Origin of the sequence: Devosia sp. MC521 (genome assembly GCF_014127105.1) — a bacterium.
Classification (GTDB): Bacteria; Pseudomonadota; Alphaproteobacteria; order Rhizobiales; family Devosiaceae; genus Devosia.
Map to the genome: position 1 here is coordinate 498,488 of NZ_CP059902.1, position 21,954 is coordinate 520,441.

The window sequence follows — 21,954 nt, forward strand, 5'->3', positions numbered from 1 at the left end:
TGTCGCCTTAGCCGTGCCCGACGGCTGAGCTTAGCGAGGCGGGCGTGATCCGCAGGCTATCAAGCGCGTGCTGATAGCGCTTTTCTGGTGGGACATCGAATAGCAGAGCCCGGTCATAGGGAATGGTCAGCCAGCCATTGGCGGCGATTTCATCTTCCAATTGGCCGGGGCTCCAGCCGCAACACCCCAGAGCAAACAGCGAGCGCTGCGGAGCCGGGCCATAGGCCATGGCGCGCATCACATCCAAGGTTGCCGTTAGCCCAACGCCATCGTTCACCTTATAGGTATTGCCGCTGGTGTAATCGCCGGTGTGCAGCACAAACCCGCGTCCCTTTTCGACCGGTCCGCCACGCAGGACAATGCGCTCGCCGTTTGAGTCTGGCAGGCGCTTGGTCGATTGCGGGGCGCTCAGGTCCAATTCGTCGAGCACGTCAGCAAAGGTCATGGTCTCAAGTGGTTGGTTGACCACGAGCCCCATCGCGCCCTCGTCGCCGTGTCCGACGACAAAGATGACGCTTTCCGTAAAATTTTCATCGTCCATGTCAGGCATGGCGATGAGGAAGTGACCTTCGAGCGAATTCATATGACTATTCTAGAATGCTAGAGCCTGAGTGCCAAGCGCGGCATACGCTAAACTGCTCATCATGCTCGCTTACATCATGCCTTTGTTTTTCCATGTTATCTGTGTTCCAATGGGTCATGCGCTCAATTGTTTCCCTCATTTTTTTACTGTCAGCCGCGCCAGTTATTGGCGCAGAGACCCCTTGGGTCGAGATCGCGCCTGCGGTTGAAGTGCGTCTCATTAGCGATGGGAATGTTGATTCTGAGGGTAAGACTTGGGCCGGTTTAGAGCTGAAAATGCCGCCGACCACGAACACCTATTGGCGCGTTCCAGGGCAGGCGGGTTTTGCCGCGCAGTTTGATTTTGGGAAAAGTGAGGGGGTTACGGACGTCGCCGTCCACTGGCCCTATCCAGAGCGCAAACGCATCGGCAGCCTTCTCGATTATGTGTATCACGGTGACGTCATCCTCCCCTTTGAGGTGGATGTGTCCGACCCGTCGGGCACCCTCAAGCTCGATGCCGTTCTCGGTATCTGCGAAGAAATTTGCATTCCCGCGCAAGTTAATTTTGAGCTCGACCTTAATACGCATCAAGCTGACCGCGCCAATGCTTCACGCCTGAAGCAGGCCTTGGCAGATGTCCCAATCGCGTGGGACCAAGACAGTCCTGCCTATGGGGCATTGGGTTTGAACGCAGATGGCAAGAGCGTCTGGGTTCGCGACCTCTCAGCAGAAATCGATCCGGACAGCGTCATCATCGATATGGGCCCCTCCGGTCCAGTATTTGGTGCGCCGCAAAAAAGCCTTGGGGAGCCCCTAGTCCTGCTTCCCATATTGAACAAAACCGACAATAGTGCCTTGGAAGGTCAGACTGTGGAGATCACATTCATGACCGATCAGGGAGCCTATGCGGTTCGCGGGATGATTGAGCCAGCCACCGACTAATGCTGCATGCTGTTGTTGCAGCCTTTGACTTGCTTGTGATCCTAGAAGCGCATATCGGATGACTAGTATTTGAGGTAGGGCGGCGTATCCGCCAAATAGGGGCCAATCCAACGATGATTGAACGCGGCAATCCGATCCCTTCAGTTGGGATCAAGTTGGTAACGGCAGAAGGCACCACCGATGTCGATAGCGCTGCAGCGCTCGGCGAAGGCTTGGTCGTTCTGTTCTCAGTCCCCGGTGCATTTACCCCAACCTGCCACGTCAATCATCTGCCCGGCTTCCTTGCCAATGCTGAAAAGCTTCGCGCGGCCGGTGTGACCAAGATTGTTTGCGCCGCAGCCAATGATGCTCATGTCATGAAGGCTTGGGCCGAAGCGTCCAACGCGCTCAATGAAATTACCTTCATCGCCGATGGCAATGCGGACTTTGCGAGCGCTCTCGGGCTTGATCGCGATTTCAGCGCCTTTGGCATGGGTCATCGCTATGCGCGCGCCGCTATGATTATTCGCGATGGTGTCGTTGATGCCGTGTTTGTCGAGGATGCGCCTGGCGTTAATGCCAGCGGTGCCCCGGCTATTTTAACTGCGCTCAACGCAGCCTGAGCTTCTGGAGACAGCTTTAGATGATGAACTCCCTAGTCTCCACGCTCCGCATTGGCTCCGCACTTGGCTTTGCTACGCTTCTGGCTGGCTGCTCGATGGGCAGCATGTTCGGTGGCGGCTCGTCGTCCAATGCTGGTCTACAAAACGCGACAGCAGCGCCAATTGCCGTTGCCAGCGCACAGACCAACGCCTTGCCAGTCATCGCTACGGAATGCCCTGCCATTAAGGTCCGTCTCGGCGGCGAGGCCATGTATTTTTATGGCGGCGGTCGCACCGGCGACGCCCGCGCGCTCCAGTATCAGGGCGTGATCGACCAAGCGACGCGCAACTGCGTGGTCTCCAACGGTCAGATCACCGTCAACATGGGCGTCAGCGGTCGTATTCTGCTCGGTCCTTCCGGCAAGCAGACCTCGGTCAACGCACCGATCCGTTTTGCGGTCGAACGTGACGGTCAGGCGATCTTCTCGGAAAAATACAACGTACCCGTGGCACTGACGCCTCCGGCTCAAATGTCGGAATTCGTCAAGGTCGTCGAAAACGTCAAGATCCCATACCTGGGCGGCGAAAGCATCACCATCTGGGTCGGCTTCGACCCACGCGGCTAAGACCCTCGCCTAAGCGCTCTGCGCGACAGGCAGGAGCTTCTGACATGATATAAAAAAGGCCCGGATCGCTCCGGGCCTTTTCTTTATTCAGCGGCCTTTGGCATTTCGGCTGCTCGTTCCCACTTGAGGATCGGCTGACGCGCCGCACGCGTTTCATCGAGACGTCGACGCGGTGCCTTCATCGGTGCGCCGGTGAATCGAGCGGCATTGCCAGATTTTGCCTCGGTGGCCAGCTCCGCCATGACATCGCAGAAGCGGTCCAAGGTCTGCTTGCTTTCGCTTTCTGTCGGCTCGATCAGCATCGCCCCGTGCACAACCAGAGGGAAGTACATGGTCATTGGGTGGAAGCCCTCGTCGATCAGTGCCTTGGCAAAATCGAGCGTGGTGACGCCGGTGTCCTTGAGGAAGCTGTCGTTAAACAGGGCTTCGTGCATCGTCGGGTAGTCCGGGAAGGGCACCGAGAACAGATGCTGAAGCCGCGCCTTGACGTAGTTCGCGTTGAGGACAGCGTCTTCTGCCGCCTGCGCCAGTCCGTCAGCGCCATGGCTGAGCATATAGGTCAGCGCCCGCACATACATGCCCATCTGCCCGTGGAAGGCCGTTACGCGGCCCAGAGCTTGGTTCTCGACATGCTCGACCAGTTCCAGCCCCTGAGCGCCCTTGCGGACAAACGGCACGGGTGCGAAAGGCGCCAGCGCTTCGGACAGGACCACAGGGCCTGCGCCCGGTCCGCCCCCGCCATGTGGCGTCGAGAAGGTCTTGTGCAAGTTGATGTGCATGGCGTCGATGCCGAGATCGCCCGGACGCACCACGCCCATAATGGCGTTAAAGTTCGCGCCATCACAGTAGAAATACGCCCCTGCATCGTGGATCGCCTTGGCGATCTCGATCACCTGCGGCTCGAACAGCCCGCAGGTATTGGGGTTGGTCAGCATGATCGCAGCGACGTCTGGCGCAATTGCAGTCTTCACCGCTTCCACGTCTACGGTGCCGTCTGCCTTGGCTGGCACTGGCTTAACCGTATAGCCGAGGAAGGCCGCCGTGGCCGGATTGGTGCCATGCGCACTTTCCGGAACCAGAACGACGTTCCGGTGGCTTTCGCCCTTGGCGTCCTGCGCAGCCTTGATGGCCATCATGCCCAGGAGTTCGCCATGCGCACCCGCCTTGGGCGATAGCGCGACAGCGGCCGTGTTGGTCAAGGTCATCAGCCAGTGGCTGAGTTCATTCATTAGTTCCAGCGCGCCCTGAACCGTCGAGACAGGTTGCAGCGGGTGAATGTCCGAAAAGCCCGGCAAGCGTGCTGTCTTTTCGTTCAGCCGCGGATTGTGCTTCATCGTGCATGAGCCGAGCGGGTACATGCCGCTATCGATCGAGTGATTGAGCCGCGACAGGCGCACATAATGGCGCATGGCTTCCGGTTCAGTCAGCCCCGCGAGATCGAGCTTGGTTTTGCGTTCAAACCCGCCCAGACGCCCGTTAGTGATTTCAACATCAGGCAGATCAACGCCGGAATGTTCGGTATCGCCAATTTCAAACAGCAGCGGCTCATCGGGCAGCAGTGCCGAACCTGATGCGCCAGTACTGGCAGTGCCCACACCGGTCGGGCGGCCTTGCGTATTCATGCTCATGCCAATACCTCCGAAAGCGCCGCTGTCAGGGCTGCAATATCGCTCTCCGTTGTCAGCTCGGTTGCAGCGAGGATGATGAGGTTTTCAACGTCTGGATCGTTTGGCAGCAGGCGGCTTGCCGGAACCCCAGCCAAAATGCCCTTGCGCGCCAGTGCTTCCACCACCTGATCAGCAGGCTTGCCCGTGCGGATGGTCATTTCATTAAAGAACGTTTTGTTCAAAACGCTGACGCCCGTAACGCTCGCCAGTGCGTCGGCAAGCTTGATGGCGTTCGCGTGGTTGAGCCGCGCGAGGCGCACAAAGCCCGCTTCGCCGAGCAGTGCCATGTGGATGGAGAAGGCGAGGGCACAGAGCCCCGAGTTGGTGCAGATATTGCTCGTCGCCTTTTCGCGGCGGATATGCTGCTCGCGGGTCGAAAGGGTCAGCACAAATCCGCGGTTCCCGTCGGCATCGACCGTCTCACCGCACAAACGTCCAGGCATTTGCCGGATGTATTCCTTCTTGCAGGCCATCAGCCCGAGGTACGGTCCGCCAAAGTTCAGAGCGTTGCCAATCGATTGCCCTTCGCACACGACAATGTCTGCCCCAAGCGCACCAGGAGCCTCGAGAAGGCCCAAGGACACGACTTCAGTGACAACCACAATGAGCAGCGCCCCAAAAGCGTGAGCGGCGTCCGCTGCGGCTTTAAGATTGCGCAGGTGGCCATAGAAATCCGGGGTCTGGATGACGATGGCGGCAGTGTTGCCGTCGATCTGCTCCAGAATGTCTCCCTGTCCCTCGGGGGAAGGGGAGAGGCAGACGAGATCGGGATCATCCTTGAGATAGGCTTTTACCACATCGCGATAATGCGGATGGAGGCCGCCCGAGAGCAGAACGCGGTTTTTGCGGGTGATGCGGCGCGCCATCAGCACCGCTTCGGCTGTTCCGGTCGATCCGTCATAGAGCGAAGCGTTGGCCACATCCATGCCGGTGATCTTGGCCACCTGCGTCTGGAATTCGAAGAGCATCTGCAATGTGCCCTGCGAGATTTCCGGCTGATAAGGCGTATAGGCCGTCAGCCATTCTGAACGCTGGATAAGGTGGTCCACGGTCGCTGGAATATGGTGCCGGTAAGCGCCAGCGCCAACGAAGAATGGTCCATTGCCTGCAGCATGGTTCTTGTTCGCCAGCGCCCGCATATGCGCTTCAACCAGGAACTCAGGACTATGGGCTGGCAGATCAAGGGTGAAACTCTTGAGTGCGGAGTTTGGCACGGCGCTGAACAGCGCCTCAACATTGGCCGCGCCAATGGTGCCGAGCATGTCGGCACGTTCGTGGGCAGAGTGGGGAAGATATCGCATCGAGGGTCTTACTTCGTCATATCTGCGTAGGCAGCGGCATCGAGCAAGCCATCCAGCTCGCCGGCATCGGCGATCTCGATCTTGTAGATCCAACCGGCATTTTCCGGATCGGTGTTGATCAAGCCTGGCTCGCCGCTCAGCGCTTCATTGACTTCGGTAACGGTGCCCGCAACTGGAGCGTAGATTTCCGATGCCGCTTTGACCGATTCAACCACGGCTGCTTCATCGCCCTTCTTGAGGACTTTGCCGACGCTTGGCAGCTCGACGAAAACAATGTCGCCAAGCGCGTCTTGAGCGTATGGCGTGATGCCGACAACGCCCGTGGTGCCTTCAACGCGGATATATTCGTGGTCCTGGGTAAACTTGGTGGTCATCTGGGGCCTCAGATCGATTTGCGGAAATAACGGTGTGGGACGAATGGCGTCTCAACAACTTCGGCGGCTTGCGCTCGGTTGCGGACGAGAACCTGTAATTTGGTGCCGGTGGCGACGTGTTCTGGGCTGACAAAGCCCAGAGCTATGGCCTTGTTCAGCGATGGCGCAAAGCCGCCACTGGTGACGACACCGATGACAGTGCCTGCGCTATCGGTAATGTCAGCGCCTTCGCGCGCAGGGGCGCCCTCGATGATCATGCCAACGCGCTTGCGGCTCAGCTGGCCATCGCGCTCTGCCAGAATGCGCTGCGCACCCGGAAAATCAGCGGCTTCCCGACGGCGCTTCGATACGGCAAAGCCTAATCCTGCTTCGATGGGGGAGATCGTTTCGTTGAGGTCATGCCCATAAAGCGGCAGGCCAGCTTCGAGGCGAAGACTGTCCCGAGCACCAAGACCGATGGGTTTGACCCGATCATCTGTGAGAAGGGCATCCCAGAAATCTTCGGCATGTGCTGCGGGGGTGAGAATTTCAAAACCGTCTTCGCCGGTATATCCAGCGCGCGCTATGGTCACCGGAATTGTGTTCCAGCTCATATTGGCGTGGGTCATAAACCCAAGTTGGACCGCGTCCGGGATAAGACCGGCAATAACGTTTACCGCTTCAGGGCCTTGCAGTGCGAGAAGGGCGTTGTCATGATCCGCGCGTACAAGAACGGCGCTGTCGCGCAGTGCCTTCTCGATCAGCGCGAAGTCGCCATCCTTGGTCCCGGCGTTGACCACCACATAAAGCACACCGGCCTCATCAGGCGACCGGGCGATCATCAGATCGTCTATAATGCCGCCCTGTTCATTGAGCAGGAGTGAATAGCGGATTTGCCCGGGTTTGAGACTGGCAATGTCCCCGCAAATGAGAGGTTCGATCAGCGCGGAAACTGCGGCGTGATCGGCTTCGGCGTCGCCGCTTGGCGCGTTTAGACGGACAAAGCTCGGTCCCATATGGCTGACGTCGAACAGGCCGGCATTGTCGCGGGTCCACTTGTGCTCGTTCATTATCCCACTGGGATATTGCACGGGTAGGGCATAGCCCCCGAACGGGACGATGCGGCCGCTCGCAGCGACGTGTTTTTCGTAAAGCGGGGTCTGATGTAGGTCTTCTGGGCCTGAAGATGCCATGAACAACTCGGGTTAGAGGTCAGCACGATGTCCTCCGCTGTCGCGGAGTGCGTGCCCCCTCTGTCCTTGCCCTGAGAGATTTCCTGGCTGAGCGCCAGTTGCTCCTTCGGTGGAATTGGCTCGGCCAATTCGCTTTCCAGAGTGTTCGTTTAACTGCGGTCCGTTTGCCTGAGAGTTTCCGGGGCGGTTGCTCCTTCGGCGCTGGCAGTAGCCAGTCTCTCCCGCAGTTGCCCGGACCATGCGCGAGTTTTGCGCCTGCGTCAATTCGGCATGGTCGTTTTTGGTCCGGATCGCGAGGTGTGGCTGGTAAGTGCCCCACCCAACCTCGCCTGAACGACGGAGGAGGGGCATTCCGGTGCTCGTGGCAGCCTTTGCGCGCACTCGGTCCAATCGCTCCCCTTTTCAGGGGGAAGCTAGGAGGGGGTATTCGTCACCGAAGCGCCAAAACAAAAAAAGGCGGACATTGCTGCCCGCCTTTAAATTCGGTTGTCTAATATCAGACTTAGTTGAGCTTGGTGCTCACGTCCGCGATAGCTGCGTCGATGATCTTGCCGCCATTGCGGTTCATTTCATCGGAGAGCACAACGCGGGCGGCTTCCACTGCCAGATCTGCAGAGCGCGCGCGGACTTCCGCGATTGCCTGCGATTCTGCCTGGGCGATCTTGTCTTCCACAGCCTTGGTGCGGCGGGTTACGAGCTCTTCCAGCGAAGCCTTGGCTTCAACAGTCAGGCGGTTCGCTTCTTCCTGAGCCGAAGCGATGATGTCCTGAGCGTCCTTCTCAGCAGCAATACGCTTCTGTTCGTATTCAACGAGCAGGGCAGCTGCGTCCTGGCGGAGGCGCTTGGCTTCCGACAGATCGGTTTCGATCTTGGCGATCTGCTTATCGAGCATGCCGCCGATGATGCGTGGCAGGCCGAGGTAAACCAGCAGGCCAATGAAGATCACGAGGCCTACGAGGGCGAAAAAGCTATTGTCCATCCAGTATGGCATGGCGATCAACCCTTCACCTTAGCAACGGCAGCGCGAATGCTGTCGGCAGAAACGTCGCCAACGATCTGGCTAACGACAGCCTGTGCGGTGTCGGCAGCAATTTCATCAACGTTAGTGAGTGCGGCAGCCTTGGTCGCTGCGATACGCGCTTCAGCTTCGGTGACCTTGGCGGTCAGTTCTGCTTCTGCAGCGGTACGCTTTGCAGTGATGTCGGCATTGATTGCGTCGCGTGTCTGGGCAGCGATCGCCTGAGCCTTAGACTTGGCTTCGGCAAGTGCCTTTTCATACGATGCGATTGCAGCGTCGGTCTTCTGACGGTCGGCGTCGGCAGCAGCGAGGTCCGCTGCGATCGTCGCCTGGCGTGTCTCGATGGTCTTACCGACCTTCGGGAGTGCCAGCTTGCTCATCAGGAGGTAGAGCGCTGCGAAACAGATTGCGAGCCAGAGCAACTGGCTGGGGAAGGTAGCCGGATCGAATGGCGGGAACACGTCTGAGTGACCGTCACCATGCGAAACAGTTGCATGAGTGTCTGAGTGGTCAGCGTGGACCGCGGTGTCGTCGGTCGGCGTTGCCGCTTCTTGAGCGTAGGCTTGCGTTACCATCTGGTCGGTGTCCCGTTAATTCCGGTCATCCGGCGTGAGGCCAGATAAAGCGCAGCCGGACAAAATATCCGGCTGCGGAATTGATCGCTTAAAGTTGCTAATTAAGCAACGAACAGCAGGATCAGAGCGACCAGGAACGAGAAGATGCCCAATGCTTCGGTCATAGCCATACCGAAAATCAGGTTACCGGTCTGGCTTGGAGCAGCAGACGGGTTGCGCAGTGCGCCCGAGAGGAAGTTCGAGAAGATGTTCGACACGCCGAGGGCGGCACCAGCCATACCCAGGGTTGCGATACCGGCGCCGATCATCTTTGCGGCTTCAACGTCCATTTGTTTGTCCTTTCGAGGGTCAAAGTTTACCGGCGAAAAGCCGCCGTTTGAGAGACTCAACGTCTTAGTGTGATGGGTGAACCGCGTCGTTGAGGTACATCGAAGTCAGAACTGCAAACACATAGGCCTGCACGACTGCGACGAGGAGTTCGAGTGCTGTGATTGCAACCGTCATGATGAGCGGCAGCAGTGCACCCAGCCAGCCGAGAGCGCCAAGGGCACCAAGGCTAACTACGAAACCAGAGAAAACCTTCAGGGTGATGTGACCGGCAAGGATATTGCCGAACAAACGAACCGAAAGGCTGATTGGGCGCGAGAGGAACGAAATGATCTCGATCGGCACCACAATCGGCAGAACGTAGCCGGGAACACCCGACGGTACGAACAGCTTGAGGAACTTAAAGCCGTGACGGAAGAAACCGTACACGATCACAACACCGATCACGAGGAACGCCAAAGCGGCAGTAACGATGATGTGGGAGGTTGTGGTGAAGAAGTATGGGAACATGCCGAGGAGGTTACCCACGAGCACGAAACCAAAGAGCGAGAATACGAACGGGAAGAACTTCATGCCTTCCGTGCCCGCTGAACTTCGCAACATATTGGCGACGAAACTATATAGAAGTTCGCCGGCCATCTGGAACCGGTTTGGTACCATCGCCGCACGCGATGAGGAGAGAACCATGAAACCAGTCAGGATCACCACCGTAACGGCCATAAACAGGGCCGAATTGGTGAACGAGAGATTCAGTGCGGTACCAGCGGCCTCATCTCCGACATGAATCGGAATCAGATCGGTGATGACAAACTGGTGGATCGGGTCAGTACCGGCCATGGAGCCCTCTAAGCGTCATCTTTATCGTCGCGCTTCGCGTCAGCAGGGCCTTCATTGGTCCCAACCGTCGAAGCGGCATTCATTTCGTTCGCTGTACGAACGACATTTTTGACGCCTGCTGCAAAGCCTACGATCAATAAAATGATCATGGCCCAAGGCGTCGTTCCTAAACCAAGGTCGATGAGATAACCCATTACGGCTCCCACCAAAATTGCCGCTACGAACTCGGAGCCCATGCGCATGCCGCGGGCCATTCCATTCGCATCTGCTGAAGCGCCACCAGCAACGTTACCGTTCGCTAGATCGCGCTCCTTCTTGGCCGAAGCGATGCGTGATGCAAGATCGCGCGTCGCGTCGCGGGCACTTTTCGGCTGACCTTGGTCGTCCGGAGGTATGTTCATCCGCAACTCCCTATAGTCGGCTTTTCCGGAGGATTTCCGGTCGCCCTTTAAGTCGCGCGCAACATAGTGGTGGCCCCGAAACGTGTCAAGGCGCGCTGCGACTGTGTAAGTTATTGTTGTCGCGCCTGAATTTTGAATGTTTGAGGGGTGCGGCATGCTGTCCTGCGCGCAAGAGTGGCGAAGTGGTGGCGGCACGTGAAGATTCTTAAGAATTACCGAGAGCCTAGGCGGTCTCTAGGTAGCTTTCCGCGGTTTGCAGATCGACAGAAACGAGCTGGCTGACCCCGCGTTCTGACATCGTGACCCCGAAAAGCCGATCCATCCGTGCCATGGTTATTGGATTATGGGTAATCACCATAAAGCGAGTTTGGGTCCGGTGTCGCATCGAGTCGAGTAAATTGCAGAATCGCTCGACATTGGCGTCATCGAGTGGCGCATCCACTTCGTCGAGCACGCAGATGGGGGCGGGGTTGGTCAGGAACACCGCAAAAATGAGGCTCATGGCGGTTAGCGCCTGCTCACCCCCAGAGAGAAGCGTCATGGTTTGAGGCTTCTTGCCCGGTGGTCGGGCAATAATTTCGAGACCTGCTTCGAGCGGGTCATCGCTTTCCACAAAGGTCAGCTCTGCCGTGCCGCCGCCGAACAGCGTGGTGAAGAGCTCTTGGAAATGCGCATTGACCTTGCCGAAGGCCTCATTGAGCCGCGCGCGCCCTTCGCGATTGAGATTGCCGATGGCCACACGCAGTTTGGCGATCGCCTCAATGATATCGTCGCGGTCTCGCACCATGGTGTCGAGCTTTTCTTGAATCTCCTCGGCTTCTTTCTCTGCCGATAGGTTCACCCCACCCAAACGCTCGCGTTCGGCCTTGAGCCGCTCGAGCTTGTGTTCGGTTGGTTGCTCCGCGGGCAGCGGTTCTTCCGGGCGAATGCCTGATGCTTCCAGCGTGCGGCTTGCCGGAATGCCGAGGTTCTCTTCGGTCTGCCGCTCAATCTGCAGGCGCTGGCTGATGATCCCCTTGAGCCGCTCTTCGACGCGGGTAAGCTCAATGCGGACATTATTGAGAGCATCGTTTGCGGCCTTGACCGCTCGGTCGGTCTCCCGCCACGCGGTTTGTGCATTATTCAATCGTTCGACGGCGGCTTGGTGATCCTCGCTGGCGATGTCGATTTGCTCATCGAGCTGGGCTTTGCGTTCGTCAAACCCGTCTGGCGAATCTGCCATATCGGCGAGTTGGTCCTGCACATCGGCGGTGCGGTCATCAAGTGTCGCCAATTGATTGCGCGCGCCATCAAGGCGGCGCTGCCAGGAGGCCATGTCTCGCGTCAACTGCTCAAGGCGCGTCGTACGCAGGCGCTTGGTTGATTCGAGCGTGTTGAGGCTGAGGCGCGCCGCATCGGCTTTTTCGCGCAGAACAACGACATGGCTTTGTGTCGCCTGAGCCGCCGCAGCCATCGTGTCTTCATCGGCCAGATCTGCCAAAGCGTCGAGCGCGGCCTGTTCGGCCATTTCCGCGTCACCCACACTGCTCGCCACGCGGAGTTTTGCATCTTCCAGCGTCGATTTGCGAGTGGTGAGATCGGAAAGAGCGCGCTGGGCTTTGTCGAGTTCAGCCTGCGCCGTGGCGATAGCGTGTTGCGCAGTGCGCCACGCTTCCCGACATTGCCGTTCGCTGCCCCGTGCTCCGTCAAGCGCTGTCGCGTGAGCATCGACCTCGCGCTTCCAGGCATTGCGTTCGCCCTTTGCGCGAATGATGTCTTCATCCAGCTCAACGAGGCGGTTCTTTTGCGCCAGACGCAGCGCCGCTGCACTCGGTGCATCAGCTGCAGCAATCAAACCATCCCAGCGCCAAACAGCCCCTTCAAGTGTCACCAGTCGCTGCCCGGGCTTAAGGGCTCGGATTAGGCTTGGGCCGTCTGCCGCATCAATAAGACCAATCTGGTCAAGACGACGCTTGAGTTGCGGCGTGCCCGAAACATAGCGCGATAAGGGCTCTGCCCCTTGCGGCAGGTTCGGATCTTCACTGCGGTCTAGGGCTGGGGACCAATGGATCGGCGCGTCACTGTCCGATGAAGCTTCGAGATCATCGCCCAATGCCGCGCCGAGCGCAGTTTCATACCCCGGCTCAACCTGCAGCTCATCGACGATAGCGGGCCACGTCCCCGTGCCCGTCACCAGCATTTTATTGAGCGTCGCCGCTTCCGCCTCAAGGCTCGTCACCAGCGTTTCCAGCTCGCCAAGGCGCGGTCGCGCGCCATCGAGCTTTTCTTGCGCGAGGTGAACCTTGGCTTCCGCCTCCAGCGCATTGGCCTCAGCGATTTCGGCTGCCTCTTGCGCACCCTCTAAAATATCGCGTCGTGCCGAAACGGTCTGGTCCGCGTTGAGTGCATCGATCACACGCTGATAGTCGCTTTCCAGATCGGCCAACTGCTGGGCGAGGCTGCGTTTGCGCGTCATGGCCTCTTGGGCATTGCGCTGCGTTTGGCTGCGCATTGCGCGCAATTGCGCCAAAGCTTCGGTTGCCTGCCGGGCCGCAGCGTCCGCTTGCGTGACCGCGGCTTGCGCCAACTCAGCCTCTTGGCGGGCGGTTACGCTCTCGTCCTGCGATCCTTCAAGTTCATATTCGAGATCAGCGCGCTCATTATTATAGGCGTCTATCGCTGCTTCGCATTCCGCAACCAGCGCACGCTCACGTTGGCCATCGGCTGCGATCTGCTGCAGCCGGTTTTGCAGCTCAACACGCCGCTGGCTCATGCGCCGTGCTTCTTCGGCCAATTGCTCTGCTAAAATCGTATAGCGTTGCAGCACCGCTCCGGTCACAGCTTCCCGCTCCCGCAGCGGGGCAACTGCGGCTTCGGCCAGTTCGGCGGCCTTTTGGGCCTGGTGTTCGGCGTGGGTGGCATCCGCCAGTTGACGAATGATCACCGCCTGCGCTGCTTCAGTTTCTTTCTCGGCGACGCGCGCCGCAACCCAGCGGATATGAAAGAGTGTCGCCTCCGTGCGCCGAATATCCCCTGACAGGGCGCGATACCGCGTGGCCAGACGCGCCTGCCGCTTGAGGGTTTCAAGCTGGCTTTCGATCTGCGCGACCACATCGTCAACGCGCTCAAGGTTGGTTTCAGCCGCCCGAAGCCGGATTTCCGCCTCGCGCCGCCGCGAATGCAGGCCCGAAATCCCCGCCGCTTCTTCAAGCAGTGCTCGGCGCGCCGTGGGTTTGGCCGAGATAAGTTCGCCGATCTGTCCCTGCCGCACCATAGAAGGAGAGTGCGCACCCGTGGAGGCGTCAGCGAACAGCATCTGCACGTCACGTGCCCGCACTTCTTTCCCGTTCACCCGATAGACAGAGCCGGCTTCGCGCTCAATCCGGCGCGTCACTTCCAAAACATCGGCTGAGTTCAGCGCTGCTGGCGCGCTGCGGTCGGTATTATCCAGCACCAGCGTCACTTCGGCAGAATTGCGCGCCGAGCGATTGCCCGAGCCGGAAAAGATAACGTCGTCCATGCCCGAGGCGCGCATGGCCTTGTATGAGCTCTCGCCCATCACCCAGCGCATCGCTTCGACGAGGTTCGATTTCCCGCAGCCATTGGGGCCGACAATGCCTGTCAGGCCTGGCTCCATGACGAGCACGCTTTCATCGGGGAAGGATTTAAAGCCGTGAAGCTTGAGCCGCTGAAATTTCATGACGGCGCGCGGCAACGCAAAAGAGGGCGCGCTATGCGCACCCTCTCAAATCTTATGTCTGCGCTAAATTGCTCAGACAGGGCCGAATTACTGCGCCGCTGGAGCGACGAAGTCGGCAGGGACCAGCGGGTCGATGGCTTCAGCCAGCTGTTCGAGCGACTTACCGCCAGAAAGCGTCTTGCCGTTGACGTAGAAGGTCGGGGTCCCGGAAAGGCCAAACTCATTCACTGCTTGTTCGCGCTGCGCTTCGATACCAGTGAAGATAGCCTGATTCGTCAGAGCAGCGTTGAAGCTCTCTTCGGTGAAGCCCAACTGCAGCGCGACAGCGTAGATCGCGTCGCGTGGCTTATCCGACATGCTCCATTCGTTCATGGTCTTGAAGTAGGTCGCGATGACATTGTGGTAGTTGTCTTCGCCAGCAGCTTCAGCAAGCAGGAAGATGGCCGCGTCGATTGCGTTACGCGCAAACGGACGGACGATGAATTTCACCTTGCCGGTTTCGATATACTGTTCCTTGAACGGGCCATAAACGTTGTTATGGAACGCCGCACAGTGCGGGCAAGTTGGCGATGCATATTCAATCACGGTGACAGGCGCGTCGGCATTGCCTTCGAACTTGTCAGCAATGTCGCCAGCAGGAGCCATAAGCTTGGCAACATCGACCATATCACCATCAGCAGCCTGTGCTGCGGAAATGCCAGCAACGCTTACCGCCGACGCGGCAGCTGCAAGAATGAGTGTATCGCGGCGATTGAACTTCACGTTTAGCTCCTAATTCCAATTTTGCGGACACTACACTGGAGAAAAGTGTCGGCAAGAGGGCTTTGACATCAACAGGCGTTGATCGCCTATGTTTTCCGTTTCGTTTCAGCCCTGCGTGCGAGCGCTAGGCCAAGGGTTGTGAGCGACTGACGCAAGCTGTCGTCTTCGATTGTCTCAGTCAACTTGCCTACTTTTGCCAAGCTTTCTGGGCTCGGTTCGTAGGCCTTATCGGTCTTTGGACCTGAATTGGTGATGAACGGTTCTGCCGAAAGGCGCACCTGGTCCACCAGTACATATCCAAAATAAAGGTTCACCGCCTTGGCGATGTTGGCCGCCTCATGCTGGGCAAACAATGCAGTGCCCGGCGCGCAGCGGATATAAAGAGTAGCGCCTTCAGCGCTATTGGCAATTTTGGGCCAGCTCAGCTTGTGTGGCTGGGTTGTTTCGTCAAAGGGGCGCGGCGCGATATTGCGCCACTGGGTAAGAATATCCCGACCGGCAAAGCCGCGCTTGCGCAGCACGGGGTCGAGCGCGCCCGACAGAGCGTCCGCCACCGAGGTCGCCCTATTGCGCCGCTTATATTCGGGTAGTTTGTCTGCCATGCCCCAAATATGGTCACGGACGGCACCCAGACAAGTGAATTCGCGGTAATGCTACGGGGCTTGCCAGAAAACTGTGCCCGGCATAGGTCACCTTATGCCCCTTTCTGCCCCCCATCCCATCGATTCAGACGGCGTTCTGCGCTGGTACGACACTCATGCGCGCGATCTGCCTTGGCGCGTTTCGCCCGAAGCGCGCAAACAGGGGATAAAGCCGGATCCCTACCGGATCTGGCTCAGCGAGGTCATGCTGCAGCAGACAACTGTTGCAGCGGTAAAAGCCTATTTCACCCGCTTCATCAGCCTTTGGCCAAGCGTGCATGATCTGGCGGCAGCCCCGCTCGACAGCGTGCTGCGCGAATGGGCGGGCTTGGGATATTATGCCCGGGCGCGAAATCTTCACGCCTGTGCGGTCGCGGTGGTCGCCGAGCATGGCGGCACATTTCCGCAAACCTCCATCGCTCTCCAGGGCCTACCCGGCATTGGCGCCTACACCAGCGCGGCGATCGCTGCCATTTGCTTTGATGAAGAGATCGCCGTGCTCGATGGCAATCTCGACCGTGTCTTGGCTCGCTACTACGCTCTCGATATTCCGGTCCGCGACGCCAAACCCGAGCTCCGCTCTGCCTTGCAGCTTGCTGTTCCCTCGCGCGCTGGCGACTTTGCTCAGGCCATGATGGATTTGGGGGCCACGATTTGCGCGCCCCGCACTGCATCCTGCCTGATTTGTCCTTTGCATGATGGCTGCGAAGCCCGCCAAGAGGGCCAGCCGCTGGTCTATCCCGTCAAACCGGTCAAAGCCGAAAAGCCTGTCCGCAAGGGCCATGCTTTTGTCATGCTCGATAGTGCAGGCGATGTTTATCTGCGCACCCGTCCGAGCAAGGGACTGCTCGCCAGCATGACCGAAGTGCCGACGTCTGTTTGGGGCGATAGTCTGGGCGAGCCGCTATATCCCGTCTCCGCCGATTGGCGCCCGCGCGGGCAAATCGTCCATGTCTTCACCCACTTCCGGCTGGAGCTGGAAGTCTGGTCTGCTGTTGTGCCGAGTGACGCATTGTCCGAAGGCTGGTGGGCAGAGCCTCAGGGGCTCAGGGGCGAGGCCTTGCCGACGCTTTTCCGCAAAGTTCTGGCGGCTGCAGGTTTTGAGAACGCCGTCTAAAGCCAGAGCAAGCCCATTGGGACGACATCGTCCCAAGCGTTCTGAATGCACACGGCCTTGCGCCTTAATCCCTCACGCTCAAATCCGAAGCGCTCATAAAGGGCAATGGCCTTCGTATTGCTGGCATAAACCTCAAGCTCAATCCGCTTGAAGCCTTCTTCTTTTGCCGCTGCGAGTGCCGATTTCATGAGCGCGCTCCCAACGCCTCTCCCCCGAAAACCACTCATGACGCCCATGCCGAGGCTGCCAACATGCCTCGCCATATCGGGTTCGCGGCAGATATCGCACCAGCCGATGACCACATCTTGGTTCACCGCAACCAAATGTGGGTTCCGCCTTTCAATGTTGTGGGCGACGAAGTTTCGGGTGCGTTCGATGGGCGGCGCATCGGTCATACGCAGATATTTCTGCTCCCGAGCTACAGCGCCCAGCACAGCATTATACCCCGCTGCATCGCCCAAGGTGATGGCGCGAATAGTGACCACCATGTCTCATCCCCCAGCAACAAAAAGGCCGCTGGCGAACCAGCGGCCATATAGTAGCCTGACGAATGCTTTGGAGGTCAACCTCAGGCAGAAAGTCGGTCGAGTTGTTGGCGGATGCCTTCCCGAAGACTATCAATCGGGGCGACAGCGCCGTTCTGTTCGTGGTGCCAGAAAGTCCACCCGTTGCATGACTCAGCTCCAGTCACCAGAGCGCCGACCTTGTGGATCGAACCCTGATGGTGGCCTGAGACGAGTGAGCCGTCTGCACGAACCATGGCAGTGAAACGTCGTTGGCTATCAAAAAGTTCAGCGCCGACTTCAATTAGTCCCTGTTCAACCAAGGAACCGAATGGAATGCGCGTTTCTTTGCGCTTCGGCTTAATCTGTTGCAGCGCTTCGAAAACACCTGGGCGAATGGCGGCGATACGCTCACGTGCACCCTTGATGTAATTTTCTTCGCGGTCGATCCCAATAAAGTGACGACCCAATTTGCGAGCGACCGCGCCAGTTGTGCCGGTGCCGAAGAATGGATCGAGCACAATATCGCCTGGCTTAGTGGTCGCGTTCAGGATGCGGAACAGCAGCGCTTCCGGCTTCTGCGTCGGATGCAGCTTGCTGTCGTCTTCACCCTTGAGGCGCTCATTGCCGGTGCAGATCGGGAAGAGCCAGTCAGACCGCATCTGCGTGTCGTCATTGGCCAGCTTCATGGCTTCATAGTTGAAGGTGACGCGGCTCTTCTGGCTTTTGGCAGCCCAGATCAGCGTCTCATGCGCATTGGTAAAGCGTGTGCCACGGAAGTTCGGCATCGGATTGGCCTTGCGCCAAACGATGTCGTTCATCATCCAGAACCCAAGGTCCTGCAATGCCGTGCCAACGCGGAAAATGTTGTGGTAGGAGCCGATGACCCACATCGCCCCATCGGGCTTCAAAACGCGGCGGGCAGCAGCCATCCAAGCGCGTGTGAACTCATCGTAATGGGCGAAGCTTTCAAACTTGTCCCAATCGTCATCGACGGCGTCGACTTTGCTCTGGTCCGGGCGGGTGAGGCCCTGTTCCAGCTGCAAATTGTATGGGGGATCTGCGAAAATGAGATCGATAGAGCCGGCCGGCAAGCTGTTCATATGGTCGATGCAATCGCCCATGAGGACAGTATCGATCGGAAGACGTGAAGTCTCCCTTTCCGCATCGGTCTTGGCGACCGTACGCGCGGTACTCAACATGCTCTTAACCCTAACGCAATACTAACAAGCCCGTTATAGCGTGCTGAAGTTAATGGAGCGTTCTTAATGGGTTAGCGAGGAGTTAATTCTCCAATTCTCTCGCATTACCTGCCGCAAGCAGGGCCGCTATTGGGGCGAATTCACTGCGGTGGTGGCGACATGGGCCGTTTAATTTCAAGGCCTTCATATGCGCAGCGGTGCCATATCCCTTGTGGCAGTAAAAGCCAAAATGGGGCGCGTCAGCATCCATAATGGCACACATGCGGTCGCGCGTGACCTTGGCGACAATAGATGCCGCCGCAATCGACACGCTGCGCCCGTCGCCACCGACCAGAGCAATTCCGGGACAGGGCAGGGCCGGTGGCACATCGCGCCCATCGATAAGCGCGCGGTCGGCCTTTTGCGGAAGGGCTGCAACGGCCTTGGCCATAGCCGCAAGCGTCGCCCCACGAATGTTGAGGGTTTCAATGTCTGTCGGCGGCGCGCTCACGATAGCGACGTCGGCGCAGGCCATGATCTCTTCATAAAGCGCCTCGCGCTTGGCCTCGGTTAGCTTCTTACTGTCGTTGAGCCCTTGCGGGATGCGGTTGGGGTCCAGGCGAACAGCCGCAACCACCACGGGCCCTGCAAGGGGACCTCGTCCTGCCTCATCGACACCGGCAACATAAAGTGCGCCGCGATCGAGCAGCATGGTCTCATGGCTAAAGTCCGGCCCGGCAGCGGGGGCGGTGAAAAGATCTGCTGGAGCTGTGTGAAGATCTTTTCGCTTTGCCATAGGGATACCTCAAACCAAGCCGATTGTTGGTATCGGCAAGCCCAGCAGGTTGATACAAGAGTCTGGTTGAGGAGCAAAGGAGAGGAGTTCACGTGCGTCGATCTGGTTTCGCTCTTGTCCCATTGCTGTTTTGCGTCTCAGCCGCCGCTCAGCCGTTTCAGCATTCGTCGGGCGAGTATCGCGAATACAATCGCGATTGGCTCGCTGCCTGTCCCAATTTCATCGATGAAGAAGCGAACTCCTGGTACGGCTACTCGTGCTTTGCGAGTACCGCGAGCCAAGAGATGAATTCGGCAAACCTGCCCGTCTATAAGCTGACAATGGTGCTCAACCGCTTAGATGGCGCGACCGATATCGCCATCACTGTCGCTGCCGACAAGCTGAGCTATGACCAGTCGCGACCCATACAGCTCAAGTTCACCAACCTCCCGCCGATTGCGCTGAAGATGGGTACCTCGTTGGAAATCCGAGACAACACCATCAATCAGTTCTTTATCGCTGATGAAGCGCTGTCTGCGACAGTTTTGGAGCACATGAAAGAGCGCAACGCGCTCATCCTCTCGGTGCCGGTCGTCGGCCAGATACGCCCGGTCGAAACGCGCCTTTCGACACAAGGCGTCCTAGCTTCGCTGGACTTTATGTCTACGCACGCGCGCAAGGTCGCCCAATACTAAGTCCAGAGATGACGCCTCTGTTGCCATGTGCTAACCGAGCCTCGCAATTGAAGGCTTGGATATGACCCTTAATCTCGGCGCTGGCTTACTGTTTGATATTGATGGCACTTTGATGGAGAGCGATCCGATCCATCTCGCGGCTTTTAATCAGGTGTTTGGCCCTTATGGGCATGTCATTGACCACGAGATCTACGCCAAACATATTCAAGGCTTCGCCAATGAAGCCATCGCTGCCCATTTCATTCCCGGCGAAAGCCTCGAGCGCCGTAAGCAAATTCTCGACGGCAAGGAAGCGCTGTTCCGCGAATTGGTCGCGACTTCGATTGAGCCGCTCGCGGGCTTGATGGATCTACTCGAATGGGCACGCAGTCACGCCATTCCCATGGCCGCTGTTACCAATGCCCCAATGGCCAATGCCGACCTCATCATCGATGGCATCAAGGCGCGGTCGTATTTTTCGCACATCATCTCAGCCGATGATCTGGCGCAGGGTAAGCCGCACCCACTGCCTTACCTGACAGGCCTTAGCCACCTCAACGCGGTGGCGGCCAACAGCGTCGCATTCGAGGACTCTCGCACCGGCATAGCCTCGGCCACAGGTGCAGGCATTACCACAATTGGCCTCGCCACCGGCATTTCCGAAAGCGAACTGCGCAAAGCAGGCGCGACCCTTGCCACGCCGGACTACACCAATCCCGCCGTACTCGATCTGATCAAATCAAAAGTGCTAGCCGCTTAGAAAAGGCTCAGCTGATTGGTTTCGAGCTTGGGCGCCACGAAAAGATCATTGCGCAGTGGTGGCAGCTTGGCGTCGAGCCCATAGCGCTCCCGGGCCTTTTCAAAGCGCTGGCTCAGCAGCGTGGCATATGGGCCTTCGCCGGTCATGCGCGTACCAAAGCGCGAGTCATAATCTTTCCCCGCGTGCGTATCGCGCACCAGCGAAAGCACATGCCGTACGCGGTCAGGGAAGTGGCGCAACAGCCATTCGCGGAACACATCGCGCACCTCGCCGGGCAGGCGCAGCAAGATCATCTGCGCGCTGATCGCTCCTTGCGCCTTGCCCGCATCGAGAATGCGCTCCAATTCCATATCATTGATCGCCGGGATCATGGGCGACGCAAAAATTGCGGTCGGTATCCCGGCCTCACTCAACCCCTTTATGGCCTCAAGCCGACGGGCAGGCGATGAGGCGCGCGGCTCCATCTTGCGGCTCAGCTTGTGATCCATCGACGTCACCGAAATCGCAACTTTGGCCAGTCCAAGCTTTGCCAATTTCTCCAGTAGATCGAGATCGCGCAGAATAAGGGCCGATTTTGTGGTGATCATCACCGGATGCTTGGTCTCCAGCATCACCTCCAAAATCCCACGGGTCAGCTGGTGCTTGCGCTCGGCTGGCTGGTAGGGGTCGGTATTGGTGCCCATGGCAATTGGCTTTGGACGATAATTCTTGGCGGCGAACTCGGCCTTGAGCGTCTCAACCGCATTGGTCTTCACATAAATATCGCGCTCAAAATCAATCCCGGCCGAATGCCCGAGATAGGCGTGGCTTGGCCGCGCAAAGCAATAAGAGCATCCATGCTCGCAACCGCGATAAGCATTGATGGACCGCTCAAAGGCGATATCGGGACTGTCGTTGCTGGTAATGATCGATTTGGCGCGTTCGGTGTGTTCCACCGTTTCGAACACCGGCATGGGCTCTACATTGTCCCAACCATCGTCAAAACTTTCGCGCTGGAACGCTTCAAATCGGCCACTGGCATTGGACTGCGCACCGCGCCCGCGAATACGATCCGGGTTGACCAGTTCGCGGCGCGTCAGGTCTGCATCCCTGCTGCGGCTAAGACGTTCCAATGCTTCGAAAGAGGGGGCCTGATAAAGCGCCATCTGGTGTCTCCAGCTCAAACCCGACGGAAGAATCGCGCTCTTCAGCCGACATCTTCTCATTAGGTTAATTAGGAGAACGTAACAAGAACAAATAAGTTCCGCGAGGTGTCTTTGTGCGTCATATGGTCAAGGCTGCCATGCACTTCAAGACTTTACGAAGGGAGGCAAGGGGCATAGAGAACTTGGCTCTGTCTTGCTCACTCGCAGTTCTCCAAGACGCCCAAGGCGCGTTGGATGCCCTAGTGTCATCCTACTGACATGACCTGACACCGAAATTAGACACTGCATCGCAACTGAACCAGAGCGGCCTCCCGTCGTCGGTTCTGTTTGCG

The 21,954-nt window shown here is 58.2% G+C and carries 23 protein-coding genes and 2 riboswitches; of the genes, 6 read left to right on the plus strand and 17 right to left on the minus strand.

Annotation, left to right across the window (positions count from 1 at the left end; genetic code table 11):
- Nucleotides 1–7: 7 nt before the first annotated feature.
- A complete protein-coding gene (locus H4N61_RS02400; RefSeq protein WP_169195872.1) occupies nucleotides 8–583 on the minus strand; it encodes a YqgE/AlgH family protein in 576 nt (191 codons plus the stop codon).
- 116 nt (nucleotides 584–699) lie between these two features.
- On the opposite strand from H4N61_RS02400, the gene H4N61_RS02405 reads away from it, so the two are divergent.
- The 3 genes from H4N61_RS02405 to H4N61_RS02415 all read left to right on the plus strand — a co-directional run bounded on the left by H4N61_RS02405 (nucleotide 700) and on the right by H4N61_RS02415 (nucleotide 2,713).
- Nucleotides 700–1,506 (plus strand): protein-disulfide reductase DsbD domain-containing protein, encoded by an 807-nt coding sequence (locus tag H4N61_RS02405; RefSeq protein ID WP_169195873.1) that lies wholly within the window; start codon nucleotides 700–702, stop codon nucleotides 1,504–1,506.
- A gap of 113 nt (nucleotides 1,507–1,619) precedes the next feature.
- On the plus strand, nucleotides 1,620–2,108 hold the full coding sequence (locus H4N61_RS02410; RefSeq protein ID WP_169195874.1) for a peroxiredoxin: 489 nt from the start codon (nucleotides 1,620–1,622) through the stop codon (nucleotides 2,106–2,108).
- A 20-nt stretch (nucleotides 2,109–2,128) separates the two neighbouring features.
- A complete protein-coding gene (locus tag H4N61_RS02415) occupies nucleotides 2,129–2,713 on the plus strand; it encodes a hypothetical protein (protein WP_182394833.1) in 585 nt (194 codons plus the stop codon).
- 83 nt (nucleotides 2,714–2,796) lie between these two features.
- Here H4N61_RS02415 and gcvPB read toward each other — a convergent pair whose 3' ends face one another.
- The 12 genes from gcvPB to H4N61_RS02475 form a co-directional block, all read right to left on the minus strand.
- Nucleotides 2,797–4,341, minus strand: coding sequence for an aminomethyl-transferring glycine dehydrogenase subunit GcvPB (gcvPB, locus tag H4N61_RS02420; protein ID WP_182394834.1), 1,545 nt, complete (start codon nucleotides 4,339–4,341; stop codon nucleotides 2,797–2,799).
- On the minus strand, nucleotides 4,338–5,681 hold the full coding sequence (gene gcvPA, locus H4N61_RS02425; RefSeq protein WP_169195877.1) for an aminomethyl-transferring glycine dehydrogenase subunit GcvPA: 1,344 nt from the start codon (nucleotides 5,679–5,681) through the stop codon (nucleotides 4,338–4,340). The genes gcvPB and gcvPA overlap by 4 nt, the downstream gene beginning before the upstream one ends.
- Nucleotides 5,682–5,689: 8 nt before the next feature.
- A complete protein-coding gene (gene gcvH / locus H4N61_RS02430; RefSeq protein WP_169195878.1) occupies nucleotides 5,690–6,055 on the minus strand; it encodes a glycine cleavage system protein GcvH in 366 nt (121 codons plus the stop codon).
- Between the two features lie 8 nt (nucleotides 6,056–6,063).
- Nucleotides 6,064–7,227, minus strand: a complete 1,164-nt coding sequence (gcvT, locus tag H4N61_RS02435) for a glycine cleavage system aminomethyltransferase GcvT (RefSeq protein WP_169195879.1) — start codon at nucleotides 7,225–7,227, stop codon at nucleotides 6,064–6,066.
- A 50-nt stretch (nucleotides 7,228–7,277) separates the two neighbouring features.
- Nucleotides 7,278–7,373, minus strand: a riboswitch (glycine riboswitch).
- Nucleotides 7,374–7,461: riboswitch (glycine riboswitch) on the minus strand.
- A gap of 268 nt (nucleotides 7,462–7,729) precedes the next feature.
- Nucleotides 7,730–8,218, minus strand: coding sequence for an ATP F0F1 synthase subunit B (locus H4N61_RS02440; RefSeq protein WP_169195880.1), 489 nt, complete (start codon nucleotides 8,216–8,218; stop codon nucleotides 7,730–7,732).
- Nucleotides 8,219–8,223: 5 nt separating this feature from the next.
- The gene (locus H4N61_RS02445; protein ID WP_169195881.1) at nucleotides 8,224–8,820 is read right to left on the minus strand and encodes a F0F1 ATP synthase subunit B; all 597 of its coding nucleotides are present in this window, start codon (nucleotides 8,818–8,820) and stop codon (nucleotides 8,224–8,226) included.
- Nucleotides 8,821–8,921: 101 nt separating this feature from the next.
- On the minus strand, nucleotides 8,922–9,149 hold the full coding sequence (locus tag H4N61_RS02450) for a F0F1 ATP synthase subunit C (protein WP_169195882.1): 228 nt from the start codon (nucleotides 9,147–9,149) through the stop codon (nucleotides 8,922–8,924).
- Nucleotides 9,150–9,213: 64 nt separating this feature from the next.
- Nucleotides 9,214–9,984 (minus strand): F0F1 ATP synthase subunit A, encoded by a 771-nt coding sequence (locus tag H4N61_RS02455; RefSeq protein ID WP_169195883.1) that lies wholly within the window; start codon nucleotides 9,982–9,984, stop codon nucleotides 9,214–9,216.
- 8 nt (nucleotides 9,985–9,992) lie between these two features.
- On the minus strand, nucleotides 9,993–10,385 hold the full coding sequence (locus tag H4N61_RS02460; RefSeq protein WP_169195884.1) for an AtpZ/AtpI family protein: 393 nt from the start codon (nucleotides 10,383–10,385) through the stop codon (nucleotides 9,993–9,995).
- Between the two features lie 223 nt (nucleotides 10,386–10,608).
- Entirely contained in the window at nucleotides 10,609–14,064 is a 3,456-nt protein-coding gene (locus tag H4N61_RS02465; RefSeq protein ID WP_182394835.1) for an AAA family ATPase, read from the minus strand.
- Between the two features lie 87 nt (nucleotides 14,065–14,151).
- Nucleotides 14,152–14,826 (minus strand): thioredoxin domain-containing protein, encoded by a 675-nt coding sequence (locus tag H4N61_RS02470; protein ID WP_169195886.1) that lies wholly within the window; start codon nucleotides 14,824–14,826, stop codon nucleotides 14,152–14,154.
- An 86-nt stretch (nucleotides 14,827–14,912) separates the two neighbouring features.
- Complete coding sequence (locus H4N61_RS02475; protein WP_182394836.1) at nucleotides 14,913–15,428, minus strand: DciA family protein; 516 nt, start codon at nucleotides 15,426–15,428, stop codon at nucleotides 14,913–14,915.
- Nucleotides 15,429–15,546: 118 nt separating this feature from the next.
- Here H4N61_RS02475 and H4N61_RS02480 point away from each other — a divergent pair, with 118 nt between their 5' ends.
- Entirely contained in the window at nucleotides 15,547–16,584 is a 1,038-nt protein-coding gene (locus H4N61_RS02480) for an A/G-specific adenine glycosylase (protein ID WP_169195933.1), read from the plus strand.
- Here the strand turns inward: H4N61_RS02480 and H4N61_RS02485 are convergent.
- The 3 genes from H4N61_RS02485 to H4N61_RS02495 all read right to left on the minus strand — a co-directional run bounded on the left by H4N61_RS02485 (nucleotide 16,581) and on the right by H4N61_RS02495 (nucleotide 18,980).
- On the minus strand, nucleotides 16,581–17,072 hold the full coding sequence (locus H4N61_RS02485) for a GNAT family N-acetyltransferase (protein ID WP_169195888.1): 492 nt from the start codon (nucleotides 17,070–17,072) through the stop codon (nucleotides 16,581–16,583). The genes H4N61_RS02480 and H4N61_RS02485 overlap by 4 nt on opposite strands.
- Before the next feature lie 80 nt (nucleotides 17,073–17,152).
- Complete coding sequence (locus tag H4N61_RS02490) at nucleotides 17,153–18,211, minus strand: site-specific DNA-methyltransferase (RefSeq protein ID WP_248306034.1); 1,059 nt, start codon at nucleotides 18,209–18,211, stop codon at nucleotides 17,153–17,155.
- Nucleotides 18,212–18,371: 160 nt separating this feature from the next.
- The gene (locus H4N61_RS02495; RefSeq protein ID WP_182395900.1) at nucleotides 18,372–18,980 is read right to left on the minus strand and encodes a ribonuclease HII; all 609 of its coding nucleotides are present in this window, start codon (nucleotides 18,978–18,980) and stop codon (nucleotides 18,372–18,374) included.
- Nucleotides 18,981–19,156: 176 nt separating this feature from the next.
- Here H4N61_RS02495 and H4N61_RS02500 point away from each other — a divergent pair, with 176 nt between their 5' ends.
- Nucleotides 19,157–19,738, plus strand: coding sequence for a hypothetical protein (locus tag H4N61_RS02500; RefSeq protein ID WP_182394837.1), 582 nt, complete (start codon nucleotides 19,157–19,159; stop codon nucleotides 19,736–19,738).
- A gap of 61 nt (nucleotides 19,739–19,799) precedes the next feature.
- Nucleotides 19,800–20,477, plus strand: a complete 678-nt coding sequence (locus H4N61_RS02505) for an HAD-IA family hydrolase (RefSeq protein ID WP_182394838.1) — start codon at nucleotides 19,800–19,802, stop codon at nucleotides 20,475–20,477.
- Here H4N61_RS02505 and H4N61_RS02510 read toward each other — a convergent pair.
- Complete coding sequence (locus H4N61_RS02510) at nucleotides 20,474–21,622, minus strand: PA0069 family radical SAM protein (RefSeq protein ID WP_182394839.1); 1,149 nt, start codon at nucleotides 21,620–21,622, stop codon at nucleotides 20,474–20,476. The two genes, H4N61_RS02505 and H4N61_RS02510, sit on opposite strands and share 4 nt — an antisense overlap.
- Between the last annotated feature and the right edge of the window lie 332 nt (nucleotides 21,623–21,954).